The 15842-nt window shown below is 32.0% G+C and carries 17 protein-coding genes and 1 pseudogene; 3 read left to right on the forward strand and 15 right to left on the reverse strand.

What is annotated here, in order from left to right; genetic code table 11:
• Positions 1–104: 104 nt before the first annotated feature.
• The 10 genes from AC1Q8N_RS03045 to AC1Q8N_RS03090 all read right to left on the reverse strand — a co-directional run bounded on the left by AC1Q8N_RS03045 (position 105) and on the right by AC1Q8N_RS03090 (position 8215).
• On the reverse strand, positions 105–1313 hold the full coding sequence (locus AC1Q8N_RS03045) for an L-lactate MFS transporter (protein WP_098047645.1): 1209 nt from the start codon (positions 1311–1313) through the stop codon (positions 105–107).
• 283 nt (positions 1314–1596) lie between these two features.
• Positions 1597–1740, reverse strand: coding sequence for a hypothetical protein (locus AC1Q8N_RS03050; RefSeq protein ID WP_000653369.1), 144 nt, complete (start codon positions 1738–1740; stop codon positions 1597–1599).
• Positions 1741–1771: 31 nt separating this feature from the next.
• Positions 1772–2788 (reverse strand): serine hydrolase domain-containing protein, encoded by a 1017-nt coding sequence (locus tag AC1Q8N_RS03055; protein WP_098642412.1) that lies wholly within the window; start codon positions 2786–2788, stop codon positions 1772–1774.
• 101 nt (positions 2789–2889) lie between these two features.
• Positions 2890–3156 carry a heterocycloanthracin/sonorensin family bacteriocin gene (locus tag AC1Q8N_RS03060; RefSeq protein ID WP_048547194.1) on the reverse strand — a complete coding sequence of 89 codons (267 nt, stop codon included), beginning with the start codon at positions 3154–3156 and terminating at the stop codon, positions 2890–2892.
• 199 nt (positions 3157–3355) lie between these two features.
• Positions 3356–3802 carry an NUDIX domain-containing protein gene (locus tag AC1Q8N_RS03065; RefSeq protein ID WP_048547193.1) on the reverse strand — a complete coding sequence of 149 codons (447 nt, stop codon included), beginning with the start codon at positions 3800–3802 and terminating at the stop codon, positions 3356–3358.
• Between the two features lie 25 nt (positions 3803–3827).
• A complete protein-coding gene (gene cutA / locus AC1Q8N_RS03070; RefSeq protein WP_048547191.1) occupies positions 3828–4166 on the reverse strand; it encodes a divalent cation tolerance protein CutA in 339 nt (112 codons plus the stop codon).
• Positions 4167–4196: 30 nt separating this feature from the next.
• Entirely contained in the window at positions 4197–4655 is a 459-nt protein-coding gene (locus AC1Q8N_RS03075; protein ID WP_098047640.1) for a GNAT family N-acetyltransferase, read from the reverse strand.
• Between the two features lie 76 nt (positions 4656–4731).
• Positions 4732–5655: a nucleoside hydrolase gene (locus AC1Q8N_RS03080; protein ID WP_098047639.1), complete on the reverse strand. Its 924-nt coding sequence runs from the start codon at positions 5653–5655 to the stop codon at positions 4732–4734.
• A gap of 161 nt (positions 5656–5816) precedes the next feature.
• Complete coding sequence (locus AC1Q8N_RS03085) at positions 5817–7178, reverse strand: family 8 glycosyl hydrolase (RefSeq protein ID WP_098077391.1); 1362 nt, start codon at positions 7176–7178, stop codon at positions 5817–5819.
• Positions 7179–7300: 122 nt separating this feature from the next.
• Positions 7301–8215: a DMT family transporter gene (locus AC1Q8N_RS03090; RefSeq protein WP_048547183.1), complete on the reverse strand. Its 915-nt coding sequence runs from the start codon at positions 8213–8215 to the stop codon at positions 7301–7303.
• A 148-nt stretch (positions 8216–8363) separates the two neighbouring features.
• Here AC1Q8N_RS03090 and pdxR point away from each other — a divergent pair, with 148 nt between their 5' ends.
• Entirely contained in the window at positions 8364–9797 is a 1434-nt protein-coding gene (gene pdxR, locus AC1Q8N_RS03095) for a MocR-like pyridoxine biosynthesis transcription factor PdxR (RefSeq protein ID WP_098077388.1), read from the forward strand.
• 45 nt (positions 9798–9842) lie between these two features.
• Here the strand turns inward: pdxR and AC1Q8N_RS03100 are convergent, their stop codons facing one another.
• Entirely contained in the window at positions 9843–10373 is a 531-nt protein-coding gene (locus tag AC1Q8N_RS03100) for a DUF4269 domain-containing protein (protein ID WP_098077386.1), read from the reverse strand.
• A 174-nt stretch (positions 10374–10547) separates the two neighbouring features.
• Between AC1Q8N_RS03100 and AC1Q8N_RS03105 the strand changes: the two genes are divergently transcribed.
• On the forward strand, positions 10548–11009 hold the full coding sequence (locus tag AC1Q8N_RS03105) for a DUF2306 domain-containing protein (RefSeq protein ID WP_098077383.1): 462 nt from the start codon (positions 10548–10550) through the stop codon (positions 11007–11009).
• Positions 11010–11274: 265 nt separating this feature from the next.
• Here the strand turns inward: AC1Q8N_RS03105 and AC1Q8N_RS03110 are convergent, their stop codons facing one another.
• Together AC1Q8N_RS03110 and AC1Q8N_RS03115 are read right to left on the reverse strand one after the other, a co-directional pair.
• The gene (locus AC1Q8N_RS03110) at positions 11275–12138 is read right to left on the reverse strand and encodes a glycerophosphodiester phosphodiesterase (protein WP_048547176.1); all 864 of its coding nucleotides are present in this window, start codon (positions 12136–12138) and stop codon (positions 11275–11277) included.
• A gap of 45 nt (positions 12139–12183) precedes the next feature.
• Positions 12184–12984 carry a GNAT family N-acetyltransferase gene (locus AC1Q8N_RS03115; protein ID WP_493521063.1) on the reverse strand — a complete coding sequence of 267 codons (801 nt, stop codon included), beginning with the start codon at positions 12982–12984 and terminating at the stop codon, positions 12184–12186.
• 496 nt (positions 12985–13480) lie between these two features.
• Between AC1Q8N_RS03115 and AC1Q8N_RS03120 the strand changes: the two genes are divergently transcribed.
• The gene (locus tag AC1Q8N_RS03120; protein WP_095205749.1) at positions 13481–14194 is read left to right on the forward strand and encodes a hypothetical protein; all 714 of its coding nucleotides are present in this window, start codon (positions 13481–13483) and stop codon (positions 14192–14194) included.
• Positions 14195–14246: 52 nt separating this feature from the next.
• On the opposite strand, the pseudogene AC1Q8N_RS03125 reads toward AC1Q8N_RS03120, so the two are convergent.
• A pseudogene (locus AC1Q8N_RS03125) lies at positions 14247–14378 on the reverse strand (methyltransferase family protein); the annotation flags it as partial.
• An 81-nt stretch (positions 14379–14459) separates the two neighbouring features.
• Positions 14460–15755, reverse strand: coding sequence for an MFS transporter (locus AC1Q8N_RS03130; protein WP_098047633.1), 1296 nt, complete (start codon positions 15753–15755; stop codon positions 14460–14462).
• Between the last annotated feature and the right edge of the window lie 87 nt (positions 15756–15842).

A 15842-nucleotide genomic window follows, 5' to 3' on the forward strand; every position in this document is an offset into this window, starting at 1 on the left:
ATTTTGAATTAAGTAACTCTTTTCTTCCTACACATTTATTAAAAAGGGGAAATCAAATATTTTGTAATATAAAAAGAGCCCTTTATTAGGACTCTTTTCCAGAATTAAGCTATTTTCCGATATAAATGTTTTGTTTCTTTTTTCTTTTCTGTTTTTGGTGGACGAATTAATATTGAAATAACGAAAGAGATAACAGATAGCACACCAATTATAATAAAGGTTGGTTGAAACCCACCAAGTAGTGCTCCGATGAATGCTCCTGCAAGCGCACCAAATCCGAAACCTTGGTAAACAATTCCGTAATTTGTACTATGATTTTTTAAGCCGAAGAAATCTCCGACAATGGCCGGGAATATTGTAATGTTACCACCAAAGCAGAAGGCAACACTGGCTACGCAAGCGAAATAAATGCCGTAATTTAGAGGAATGAAACTTAAAGTAAAGACTGACAATCCAATTATTATAAACGTTGCAGAAACAATTTTCATTCGTCCAATTTTATCTGATAACGTTCCAAGAACGATTCTACCTACCGTATTAAAAATTGCAATCATTGCAACGGCGTTAGCAGCAGTAGCTGCACTAAGTCCAACGAGCTGTACTCCGATATCTTTTACCATACCGATTAAATATAGACCGCCCATACACGATGTGAATAGCATAAAAAACAAAAAATATACTTGTTTCGTTCGCATCATTTCACGAGGCGTATAATCATTGTGTAATGTCTCAGTTACAGTATTACTCACTATTGCTTCACGTAAGAAGAACGATCCGGTTAATACTAAAAGTAAAACGATGATACCCCAATATAAAAATGCTTGTGAAACACCAAGACTATCGATAAGACTTCCGTTTATATATCTAAAGATTAAGCTGCCCATTCCATATGCCGAAACAGATATGCCAGAAATAAGTCCTTTTCGATTTGGAAACCATTTAATTAAATTAGATAGTGATGTAATATAAGCAGTTCCATCTGCATAACCAACAACGACACCAGCTAATAAATATAGTAATGGTAAGGAAGAAACTTGCGAACTAAGTATTAAACCAAGTCCCAGAACAATCCCTGCAGTAGCGATGAGTTTACGAAGTCCTAATTTTTGCTGCAACTTTCCTGCAAATAAGGTTGAGAATGATAATGAAAAACTTGTTATGGAGAAAGTTATCGCTACGGAATTGAGGTTCCATCCAAACTTACTAACAAGGGGTTGATTAAATAAACTCCATGTATAAATTGTTCCAAGGCCAATTTGAACAATGATTGTACCTAGAACAATTAGTAACGGATTTATAGAAGTTTGTTTCATACTAACTGTCCCCTTCTTTTATCTTGACATGAATTTTCACAGTTAGTATAACCATCATAAATTGCAAAATACTGTACGGAAAATGGTAATTCAGTTCATGTACACAAAAAGACACTCCATAATGAAGTGTCTTTTTGTAGGTTATATTAGATTTACTTAAAGAAAGCTTTGTTAAGATAAGACATTTTCAAATGCTTATGTATATATGATATCAAAAGACTTCTGTCATGTGATGGGACTTAAGATGTATTTTTCATTCGTCATATAGTCGGATGGATAAAAATTAATATTCGATTTCATCAAAATCCTTCGGCTGCGGTACCGTTTGCATATTAGCAGCATCTTTAGGATCGCTATAAATTGCATTTTGTTCTGTATTCACATCTTTTATATTTTGTTTTTTGTTTTTATTCATTTTATCTTTCATTTTTTTCACTCCTTTTTCATTATAGGAGTAATTATGCCCTATTACCGTTACGAAATGTATCAGCGACTAAATTGCTAAATTCACGTAAATAATATAAATAATTATCACCGCCGTAGTTATATCTTTTATTGTACATTTTCGCAACAACTACATTATATTCAGGTATTACTAATATAGTCGGTCCGGTAATTCCTAATATTTGATACGATCCTTTTGGAACGCGTTCACCAAGCTCGCTTAAAAGCGCAGGTTCATTTTGAACGAACCAAAATACCCCGTTTTGTGGTAGTTCATTGTTTGTAAATGTTGGACTCTGTAAACTTGTCGCAATTTCTATCACTTTTTTTGGAACAATTTGTTTCCCGTTTAATACACCTTGATTTAAATGAAGATTTCCCCAATAAGCAAATTCTCTAGCTGAAACAAACAGATTTTTTTCCGTACCGTCATCTACTGTACCAATTGCGCTAATTGCGTCTTCATTTGGATTATTAACAACGTCAACTAAATTTTCATCTTGCTGAATTCTCCAACCTGTTTCTTTAAAGTTAGCTAGATCAAATACACGCTCCTTTAACAATTCGGGAAAACTTTTGTTATATAGCTTATAAATCAGATGTGTCATCATTCTTACATTAATATCTCTATACGCCCAAGCTTGTCCCGGTTCAAATTCACGAAAAATTGTCCCGTCATTCGTTTCTTCTAATCCGTGCGAATGTGTTACTAAATGTCTTATCGTTGTTTTACCAAGCAATACAGGATCAAAGTCTCTAAAATATTTTATTGCTGCATCATCAATAGATTTTATTTTCCCTTCGTAAAGTGCATATGCTACCATTAAACCTAAATAACTTTTTCTCGCAGAAGCAACGTTGAATTGTGAAGATGCTGTTACTCTCTTGTTTGTAGATATATTTGAGTGATAACCACTATAATGCTCTAGTACGATTTTATTATCTTTTATAATACAAAGTGCTGCTGCAGAACTATGATTTTTTTCTTTTATATTCTCTACCCAAGAAATCAACTTATCATATGTATACAAATAACTCCCCCTTAATACACATCGAAATTACAGCATGAAAGAAAAGTGCAAAACAATTTTCACACCTTTCTTTCATGTAAAATAGTTTTGATTTTCTATACCTAAATAATCCACCAGTTCCAGCAATTAAAGCAACCGAAACATCCTGCACACCCTACACATCCGCCGCAACGACCTGCACAACCACCACATCTGCCGCCACATCCGCCACAGCGTCCACCACAACCTCCGCATCCACCGCAACGACGTGCATCGTCTTGAATGTAATAGTATGGATATTGATTTTGTAGTTGATCCCAATAAACAACATTACCAGTTTGATAATCATTAAGGTTTAATGATTGTAGTTCTTGTTGAAACTGATTCATTATAAAACCCTCCATTTATTAATGTAAATTCCGTCCAAATATTAAAGTTAATAAATTTTTGTAATTAAAGTAGAAACAAGACTATAGACTAAATGCGTACATCAACAAAATATGAACTTACACTAGGTGATGTACCTTGTTTTTTAGCCTATTTTCTTTATATTCATTCGATGGACGTATTTACTATAAATAAAGTGATTTAAAAATTACTAATCCAACAATTTAGTAGTTCATCACTTAACTTTCTTTTTAGTAATTCCTTCACTAAAGGCATTGGCATGATTTCATAATGATTTAAGGCTTCTTTATTATAATGTATCCAGTGAAATGCTAAATGGGACTCACTAGATTTCGGTGTTAAGTCTGTATGTAAATTTTGTGACTCTACTTCAAAAATGTGGTTAATTTCATGATGAAGCACTTCTTTATCTTGCCATTGATTTTCTATGACTCCTAAAAATTGTTGTATACTACAGTTTACTCCAAGTTCTTCTCTTAACTCTCTTATTAATGCATTCTCTGCTGATTCTCCGATTTCAATATGGCCCCCTGGCAAGAAATAATGATGGCCAATATATTCAGCAACTAATAATTTTTCATCTTTTATCATGACTGCTCGTACAATATGATGAAATTTACTTTTCAATCGATATTCCTCCTAATTATTCAATTTATAGTTGCTCAAAATATTCATTTAGTATAGGTATAATATAAATCATAGGTGTTTCATACGGATGAATTTCATTAATAACTTCAAGTGCATCTTTTACAAGTTCTCGTTTACACTTTATTTCAACTTTACATTCTTGTCCTTCGCATATTTGACCAATTTCTCCATTAAAAGGAGATGCCTCGTCTAACGCTCTCCAATATCCTTTCACTGAACTATAAGAAAGACAATGGTCATATTCGCCCGTTTTACATGCTCCAATTTTATTTAATTCACCCCTTAATGTTTCAATATATTCTTCAGGAATAAACACTTCAATTTTCACTTCATTAAATTGCATATTTCATTTCACGCCTTTACTTCATAATAGTTAAACGAATAAACGATATACTTGCTCACCATCATACTCCTGTTCTAATGATTGGAAACCATATCGTTCATATAATTTCTTTGCAGAGATATTATCTTTATGTACGGTTAATCTAATTTCTTTACACGATTTAAAAGTATTTTTTATTATATCAATACTTTCTTGTAATGCTGCTTTTCCATAACCATTTCCTTGCTGCGATTGATCAATAATAAATCCGTTAATCCAATACATATCCGATGTCTCTCTTACAACAGCATGCATAATAAAGCCAACTATAAGTTCACCATCATATATAGCAAATGGTATATATTCTACATTGTCACCATCCGGTTTTATATATACTTTAGCAAGTGAAACCGCTACAGATGGAACAAATTTCAATTGATTCCCTTTAACTTGTAGCTTTAATGCTTCTTCCCAATTTTCTCTCGTAACAACCTTTAACTGGACATTCAATATTGTAAGCTCCTTTATATAGAGGATGTATGTTTATATTCAACGTAGTGAAATAATTCCCTTTTTCGACAACAACTTATAACATAATTTTTATAAAATCTTGAATGAATTTTTGTTCATCTATTTCTAATGCTATACGGGCTCCTTCAGACATAGAGCTAAGGCGAAAATCAGCAAATGTTTGTCCTTTCGTTTCTCCGTATGTATCTACATGTACGGTACGATGCACAAATTCAAAAAAACTTGGATTTACTAATCCACTTATTGCAACCACATCATGTAGCAAAGGCCCTTCGATAGATGGATTAAGTTTTTGGTATGCAGATAAATAGTAATCATACATTGGTTTCATTATCATATGAAATGGATTCTTTGTATTAGCTTGAATATAGTTAAATACATTTGGTGTTAATACAGCTTTGTTTGTTACATTTAAAGGGAATATTAATAAATTCTTTGCTTGATGGAAAACAATTTTACTTGCTATTGGATCACCATACACGTTTGCCTCCGCTAATGGTGTTACATTTCCTACTTCTAAAAAGACGCCACCCATGAAATAGATACCTTTTATATTTAGCATCAGGTCACTCCATAAATTAAAAGCAATTGCTAACGAGGTAGATCTCCCTACATCGACAATCGTTAAATCTTTTCCGTACTTTATAAGAATCGAAGCGATACTACCAAAATTGTATATTGGAATAGATAATACGCTTTCTGGAACATGGATGGGCCCTAATCCTTCTGAACCATGAATTTCAGGGTAGTACGTAGTAATTTCTTCTGTAAGTGGTTTTGTTGCACCACTAATGACAGGAATGTCTTGTCTATTTGCTAACTGTAAAATATACGCTGCATTATGTGCAGCATGTATATGCTCAACATTTCCGTATCCAGTTACAATACCGACGATTTCAATTTCGGGATGCAGTAAACCATACATAATGGCAAATGAGTCATCAATACCTGGGTCTCCGAAAAATAATACTTTTTCCAAGAAATACTCTCCCCTCAAAAAAATAGATTCATCAATAACTATGTATATGAAAAAAGCAAGTATATCTATGCAAAGTTTAAAATGGATAGTGTTTTACAAGATATAAAAAAGGAACTAGCATATGCTAATTCCTTGTCCTAAGTAACTATTCTCAAATTTGATTATTTATCGTATCCTTCATACATTTCATCATTTATTATATTTTGTGTTTTTTTACCATCAGGTACAGGCTTCCACCAATTTCCTGTAATAAATAACATAGTTAATAAATTATAACTATCACTAAAATAGCTTTCTCTCTTATTCTTCATCCAATCCCAACCGCTATTTACCCACTTTTGATTATTACTACTTGTTATACTTGCTGCAATAAACGGTGAAACAAATACAGCAGTTGGATAACTACCAATATTGGATCCGTTTAATTGATAACCATCCACAATTTTAGAAGGATTTCCATTCGTTTTATTTTGAATCCATGAAGAGACTTTATCAGAAATGACTTTACTTCTTTTCTCGCCGTACATCGCATAGTCCATTACAATTCTCAATGGTACCCGACTAGCATTGTAATAATATGCATTTGTATATTCTGACTCATCTAAGAAGTCTTTAGGTGCGGGTTGTGGTGGGTTTTTTACAACAAAATCTGAAATAAGTCCTGTATTTTGAGAGTACTTATTACTAAATTGCGTATAAACATCGTACAAATTATTAATAACAGTAAGCCAAGTTTTATCACCTGTAAATTCATAAAATGCTCTAAGGTGTGACATCATCCAATCAGATGGTCTCGTATCAAGTGAACTTTTAGAGTCCCAATCTCCTAAATTTAGTCGATTATTATTTGTAACATTACTAGCTTTAATACCTTTTGTAATCATGTCTTGTGCTTCTTTCAAATAATTAACCGTTCCATTTGATCCCCACTGCTTATGAGCAAGAAGAAGAGAATACGCAATATCTAAATCCCCATCAGTAGCAGAATCAAAATGGCCTTGTGCTTTTTTACTATCTGCGACAACCCATCCCATTAAATTAGGATTTTGAGAGCTTTTAAAAGCCCTTGCTGTTTTAAATAAACCGTCATAGATTTTTTGGGCATTTGAATCATAACCAGCCATTAATACTGTAATTATCATCCCATACCCTTGACCTTCTGAAGTTCCAAGTGGCTTAAACCCATCAGCATCACCTGTAATCTCTCCTTTTACGTAATAACCACCAGGTAAAGAAGATAAATCATTTTTCAAATATTTCTTTTTCCAATTATCGTAGTAACTTCTTACAGAAGCATTTAAACTTTCCTGTGTAACATGATTCGGTTTTATAACACCTGCATAATTAACTTGCTGCGGAAATGGTTTCATTTCTTTTACAGCAGCTACTTGTTGATTAACTATGGGAATAGAAGTTTGTACTGAATTGTCCGTTCCATTTGCTGCGAAACTAGAATTAGAAAAACTAGCTAGTCCGATTCCTATAATAGAAATACATGTGAAAATTTTTCTTTTTCCATTCATTATGTTGTCATCTCCTTTTAAAATGCTTACTACATAAAATGTAACATACAATATTTAACTGAAATACAAAATATTATATTTATCAACAAAAGAAAGTATAATAAAGTGGTTATGGAATGAGTTTATATTGATTTATTATTTACTAGAGTTGTATATTTTTCTTTTTTTGATAGTGCTATATGAGTAATTAAAACTCCAAGTATAGTAATTCCCCCGCCAATTATTGAAACAAAAGTCGGTACTTCACCTAACCATAACCAAGCAATAAAACATGCAGTTACTGGAGTTAAATATAGAGAACTTGTTGCCTCAGCAGCACCAGAATGAGATATGATATACGCCAATGCGATATATGGGAGTACTGTTGGAAATAAACCTAAATATATAACACTCATATTCACTTCAAGAGGAGCTGCTAGTATTTCTGTATACACTCCCGGCGAGAAAATAAGCATACATACAGTGCTAGATAAAATTGTATATATAGTAAATGGCAAGAAGCCATACTTTTTCAAGTAAGAAGTTTGGAAAACAAAAAATAAGCTTTCTGAAATCGCTGCTAATAAAATAAATAATCCTCCACTATTCAATTGAATAGCATCTCCTTGACTAAATGATATGAAAGCAATTCCTATAAAACTAATTACACCACCGATCCAACCATTTAATTTCATTTTTTCATTCAAAAAAACAGATGCAAAAATAGCCGTTACTATAGGTGTGACTGAAACAATTAAACTTGCAGATCCAGCATTTACTGTTTTTTCGCCGTAGTTTAATGCAATGTGATAAACAGTAAATCCTAAAGCACCAAATATAAAAATTGCTGGGATATCCTTTAAGTCCGGCAGTCGTAACTTGTATATAAAAGAAAACAACAGAAGAATAAATGAAGCAATTAATAAACGTAGTAAAGTAAGGTGCTCAGGTGTATAAGATTCGAGCCCCATGCGAATTGCTGGAAAGGCAGTCCCCCATATTAAAATCGTAAAAGCATGAGCATAAATAATCCGAAAGTCCCATTTTTTATAATTCATGTTTTTTCTCCCCCTTCAAACCAACCACTTTATAATTACCAATTATTTCTTTTCATCATATTTAATAGTTGTTACAATGTCTTCAACCAGTTATTTATCGTAAAAACCAACCACTTGGCATTTGTAAAGTGAACGAGGGAGTTTTTTTATGACAACTAATAAAAAACTGCCTAAGTATCGGCAGATAGTAAACTTTATGAAAGAAAAAATTGAAAATGGAGAATGGCCTATTGGAAGTAAGATTCCTAGTCAACGGCAGTTAGCCAAATTATTTCATGTAAATCGAAGTACTGTAATAACTGCGCTAGATGAACTTATGGCAGATGGATTGATTCAAGGGAAAATTGGAGCAGGAACAATTGTAACAAATAATACATGGTCATTATTAGCGACGAATCCCCCGCCTGATTGGAGTGACTATGTAAAAGCTGGTATTCACAAACCTAGCAAGTTAATGGTACGAGAAATCAATGAAGCAGAAGCAAATAAAGAACTTATCCATCTTAGTAAAGGTGAACTTGCGCCTCAAATTTTCCCGCTAGAAACTATGCAGTCTATTATGAAAAGCGTAAGTGACGAAATAGATTATTTTGGATACGAAGAACAAAAAGGTTTTTTGCCGTTACGTGAAGCAATTAGTAAATACGTCAAATCATTCGGAATACATACTTCAGCCAGTTCTATATTAATTGTCTCTGGTGCATTACAAGCACTCCAATTAATATCAATTGGTCTTTTACATCGAGAATCAACCGTTTTACTTGAACAACCTTCTTACTTATATTCACTTCATGTATTTCAATCAGCAAATATAAATCTATCTGGTATATGTATGGATAATCACGGTATTTTACCTAACGAATTATTAAAACGTATTAAATACAGTCAAAAGAAAAACATTTTATACTCTATCCCTAGTTTTCAAAACCCAACAGGGGCATTAATGTCTCAAGAACGAAGAAAAGAAATAATAAAAATATGTGAAAAGGAACAGTTACCTATAATTGAAGATGATATTTACCGCGAGTTATGGATTGATGAACCACCTCCACCTCCTTTAAAGTCGATAGATAAACATGGACATGTATTATATGTTGGTAGTCTTTCTAAAACACTTAGCCCAGGACTTAGAATTGGATGGATCATTGGACCCGAACCAGTTATTGATAGATTGTCAGATATAAAAATGCAAACAGACTATGGATCGAGCTCTTTATCTCAAAGAGTTGCTGCTGAATGGATAAAAAAAGGTTTTTATGAAGAACATGTAGCAAACGTAAGAATTCAATTAAAAGAACGAAGACAAATCATGATACAAGCTTTAAATAAGTATTGTTCAGATGTTGCGGCGTGGGATATTCCTACTGGTGGATTTTTTATATGGCTAAAGGTTGTACCTAACATTCCGATGAAGAAATTATTTTCAGAGGCGCTATCAAAAGGAATTCTTTTAAACCCAGGACGTATTTATGAAGAAGAATCAAATCAATACATTCGTTTATCATATGGATATGCTTCTCCAGAGCAAATGACTAGCGGGATTAAATTACTAAGTGAATTAATTCGTAAGCTCATGGCATAACAAAAACTCCTCTTTTATCTATAGAGGAGTTTTTGTGTATCTTATTTACCACAATCTCATTTCCTGCCCTAACAAAATAAGTTCCTCATAAGGATCTCCGTCAATATTTAATATTTGAGCAAAAGCAGGTTCTGTTTTTAAACCGTTCTCTTTTAAGCGAAGAATTTCTTCCCTTATATGGGGATGCTGCATTAATAGCATATGCTCTACTATCATATGTCTATATGCATTTTGATTACGCACTGGCTTAGGCTGAGCAAATAATTCAAATTCAAAACCTTCAAATTTAAAATTTACCTTTATCGATTCAATATTTTTCATTTTTTTCTTTTTTATTTTGAACCCTTCATAAGAACCATATAAAGATCTCATTTCTTGTTCAAAAACATCAAAGTTATGTACTTCCATTACTATATCTAAGTCAGATTGAAGAGTATCAATTCTTATAGGGATTGTCCCACAAAGAACGGGACTATACAAAGCTAAATCCTCCATAATATTTAGTTTGTTCAAAACATCATATACCTTTTGTTGCTTGTCATTCCCTAATTGTAAATATGTAATAGATGTAAACATGAAAGTCTCTCCTTCATTTCACGTAATACGTGTCTCACTAAATTCAAGAAAAATTTGTCCGATTAAACTTGTTCTAGAAGCATCTTTATTTCACTATATTAAGGCGAATAAACAATATGTTTCAACTTTTCTCCTATACTGCAATACTATAAAAATAAAAAAGGAGGAATTATTATGAGCATTTTCAACGTTTTTTTAACCATCCACATATTATTTGGAACAATATGTTTAATCACCGGTATTGTAGCGATGGTGGCTAAGAAGAAGAAAGGAAAACATACGGAATGGGGTGAAATATATCATGCATCCTATGTTGTGATCACCGTTACCGCAATTATATTATCCATTATAAACTGGGATAAAATCGCATATTTATTTTATGTAGCAATTTTCTCTTATTCATTTGCGATATATGGATACCTCGCACGAAAAAAACGTTGGAAAAATTGGCTCCATCACCATATTAGAGGTATGTTAGGTTCTTATATTGGTGCCGTTACCGCACTTTTAGTAAACGTCGGTATTCATATTCCCATAATTAATTTATTACCGCCTATATGGTTTTGGTTTTTACCTACATTAATCGGTATTCCTCTCGTAGTCAGTGTATCAAAAAAATATAAAAAGCGTAGTTAAAATTCATTACAATTTCGTTACTTTCTAATGGTAATTACAAAAAATCATACTCAATGTAATATTTTATTAACAAATTCAAATTACTTTAAGTTCGTCACTTGGAGCTAAATAAAAAGAATCCAATAAAAATATTGGATTCTTTTTCGGATTTCATTTCAATATCGACTCTATGTATTCAATGATGTTACCATTTGGACCACAAACTATCTTTGTATACTTGTGGGTACTTGTTGTATTGATTCAGTGATAATTACACCATTATAATTCAAGATTGTAATAACGAATGTAAACGATCCGGGTAATTCGTAAACATCCCGTCAACTCCCCATAGAAGTAACTTTTTCATATCTTTTTCATTATCTACAGTAAATGGATGAACTTCTAATCCGTGTTTCTTTATTCTCTTTACATAAGCTGAATCAATATATTTATAGTTCATCCCAATACCGATACAGTATGTTTTATACTTTTTTATCTCTAATTCAGTTAATTGAACTGCCTTTTTGTAAGGTAGTAATTGTACTAGAGGTATATGAACATCTAAACTATGAATTTTTTGCAAACTTACTTTACTAAATGATTGAATAATAACTTTATCACTTATTTCGTAGTGCTGTATAATTTCTAATAACTTTTCTTCCATACCGGGATATTCATCTGGCGATTTTGTTTCAATGTAATAATTAGTACTATTCCTGAACGTTTCAATAATTTCCTCTAGTGTTGGAACTGTAGCATCCTCAAATTCTTTCTTTGCTAAAGCTGGATGCTTTTCATTGAAAAAAGAACCTACATTTAGTTGCTTTATTTCTTCTAATGTATGTTCCTTAACTAGCCCCTTACCATTTGTAGTGCGGTTTACTGTTTCATCATGCATAGCTACTAAATGTCCATCTTTTGTCATTTGAAGATCAATTTCTATATAATCTCCTTTTAATTGTTGTCCTAGTTTATAAGCTTGTATTGTATGTTCCGGCGCATACGCAGAAGCTCCTCTATGTGCAATGTTTTTTATACGATTTGATTGATTAATAGCTTTTGTGTACTTAAGTTCATTTACTTTATGAAAAGAAAAAGTGACTATTACTATAAAGGTGAAAATGATTGTAACGATATATATTTTTTTCATAATGATGTATTAACTCCTACATGAAAGCAATTTAGATTGAATAATTTATTCAATTAAACGTCTATTTTCAAATACAGTCATTTGTCCAACAGATTGAAAACCAGCCTTTTTATAAATATTAATCCCATCAGGTGAAGCTTGTAATACGCATTGAGAAACGTTTAATTCCTTTGCTTCTTGTAGCAAGTAATTAAACATAGTAGAGCCAAATCCTTGCCCTCTCATTTCTTCTTTCGTTGCTATATCATAAATACCAATACTATCTTTTGTATATACTAATGAACCAACAGATACGACTTCATTTTTAAAAATCCCTAAATATAGTTTCATATTCTCACTATTCCATAAATCGAAAGAAGTAGTTTTATTGTAGAATGCTTGTACATGTGTACCTTCCTCTGAAGTACCAAATAGATTAGCTAACGTTTCTCCAAACTTTTTGATGTGTCCTGAAGAAGATGCTTTTTGTATCGTAAAACCTTTTGTCATGTTTATTAATGGATGAATTGTTTTTAAGTCTGCTATCATCGCGATATTTTGTTCTGCTTCTTTTAAGCCAAGTTTTATTAATTCGCTTTTTATAGTCTGCTCATGCCTATCATCCCAAAACCAAACACTCATTGGAAATTTCTTTTGATTATAGTTGTTTACCACTTTATATAGTTTCTCAATACCTTCCGTTAAATTATTGTTTAGTATAGTAATGATATTAAATGTATCTGCCGGTAAACCACAGTCGACAGCAATGTAATCCTTCGTTTCTTTTACATTCATTCCATGTAACTGCCGCGCAATATATGAGGTTTTATATGTGAAGTTATCTATTAGTAACTGTTTATAATTCATTCATTTTGCTCCTTTCATAAAAATTCGTTTTCGAATTCTTCAGTATTAAATATAACACATAAGAAATGTATCTATTTCTATAAAAATATCTCTATACATCACTCTTTTTGCCCTAAAAGAATTAAAAATGATATAACGTTGTCGGAATGAAAAAAGTGGTATATAATAAATAGTAACATTACTAGTAATTATTTTAGGTATTCCTAGAATAAAGGAGCGATACATATGAAAATTACTATTTATTTCGGAAGTCATGAAGATCAAGATGTTCGTACTATGGACTGTCATTTAGATGTAGAAGATGCAGAAGAGATCGTTTCTGTATCATAATATAAATAGTTGGGATGAACCCTCTTCCCTACAGCGTTTAAGGCACCTTTTATAGGTGTCTTTTTTGTTGTTTTTTTCGTCAAAAACCCTTTACTTTAGAGCGTTTTAATAGTAAAATATAAATATACGAACAAATGTTCTTTTTATTTTAATTGTACATGAAGGGATGATTTTTACAATGGCTCAAGCAAAGCGCAGAGGAAGAAAAAAGCAAACACCTATCATTTCAAATACAGGCTTTATCGGCTCTGTCTTTATTGATACATTGGAGTTACAAAAGAAATCCTATTATTTCGCTCGTAAAAAACTTCAAATTGTTCATCACGTACTTGATGGCCTCTCTGGGGCAACAAGTTCTCTATTTAAAGAACATAACATTTCAGCATACATGTCATGTGTGTATTTACATAAACAAAAGAAAATCGGCTTTGTTCTTTCAACGAAACCATTTGAACAAAGTGACGGTGTTGCTTACTTTATAAATTATTTAATCGAAAAGAATTTTTACGGTAATGACGAAGATGTAGAATATCAAGAAGTATTTAATACAGGTTTTATCGGTGTAGTATTCGCTGATTTATGTAGCATAGATCGCTTTAATTTCGAGTTTGAAATGGGTATGTTAACGAAATTAATGAAAGATATGATTATTCCGGTTAAAGAACTCTTTTTACGCCATAATGTACCGGCCTACATCTCCACTTCTCATTTAGAGGAACAAAACAAATTAGGTTTCGTTCTATCTGTAAAACCATATGATGAACGTGCAGAAGCAGATTTATATTTTGAGGCGTATTTAAAAGAACGCGGGTTATTTAATGGTGATGAAGAAGATGATATTGATAAGATTGTTATTAGAAAAACAGCTGAATTACGATAGAAAAGCGCAGGATGATGATCCTGCGCTTTTTATAATTTATGAAACTGATTTACTAAATAAACGGTATTAGTTTTTTTGTTTTCTGTTTATACACTGTAAATTGTTCACCGTACTTATTCTGTAAGTAATCATCAGATTGCGGAATATAGTCAAAAACAAATACAAAGAATAGGCCTATAGGAATTCACAAACTATAAATTTCGTTTTATAGTATTTGCTTTTCTTAGCTTGAAAGAGGTAGCAGTATACATAATCTAAGAATCTACTAAGCACTATAATCTTTCGAATGAACCTCTAATATGAAACGATTTGATGAAACTTTAATTACTATTAAATATAAGAATCCCCCTACAATTGGAATGGTGTACGCTGGGATATAATTTAATAATAGACCAGATAGTGCCATTGCTATAGGGAGCATCATTTTACCTATACTTAATCCAATGCTGAGAACCCTTCCCCTGTATTCATCGGGAATCTCATTTTGCATGAAATAAATTAAAGGAATATCAATTAGCGCTATAATAAACCCTAAAAAGATCATAACAACACAATACGTAATAACGAATACTAAATCATTCACTTCAAAACTTTTGAATAAAACTGGAATTCCTAAAATAATCATAAAAACTGACAACATAGAACTTAGTTTTTTCAAAAGATAAGAGTAAGAAAAACGATCAGTTATCTTTTTTACTACAATTGCACCAATTATCATCCCTACTGGAAAAGTCCCTTGAATGATACCAAATTGCTTAGAACCAAGATTGAGTACTGTGTTAATAATGTATGGCAATGGAACAGTTACAGCAAAGCCTAAGAAGAAATTAAACGAAATTAAAATATGAAACGTATTCTTTAAGCTTTCCTTTTCAAGTAAGTAAGAAACCCCCTCTTTTATATCTTTAATAAAATTAACTCTTCTTTTTGCATTTTCCTCATTTATATTACACTCGAACAGTTTAAAGTGAATAAATAGTAATGCTATCCCGGAAAGAATAAATGAAATACCGTTTATAATGATAAAAGTTTTAATATCAAATACTGAAAAAACGATACCACCTAACATAGGGCCAAGAATTAAAGATACAGAATCGATAATTTTACTTATAGAATTAATACTCATAAGCCTCTCTTTAGAGACGATATTCGGTTTCGCAGCTTCTAACCCTATTCCAAAAAAGGTTGTAAATACCGTCATAAGAAATGTAGTAGTATAAATGATGAATAAATTTAATCCATAGTGGCTGCTTACTATATAAACAGCTATTAATAAGCAGCCACTAAGTAGATCCATACAAACGACGAGTTTCTTTTTATCAACTTTATCAGCAATTACACCAGCAAATGGATTCATAACAATCATTGGAATCGTTCCTAATATGAGCGTAATTGCGAAATTTAACGCAGATCCAGTTATTTGTAAAACATATAATCCTAATGCGAAACTATACATAGCGGTACCAAATATTGATACTGTTTTTGCAATTGAATATAAACAAATATTTCTTAGTTCTTGGTTTCTTTTTTTATTTTCTATATGTAATCGTAAACTTCCCATCACTTTTCCCCCTGCTTAATTTTGTGTTACGTACATTGTAAGTTCTTGGGTCAACCCAATAGCAATATGTACTATTTGAAAAGTTTT

The organism is Bacillus sp. GW823-FHT06B01, assembly GCF_058952315.1.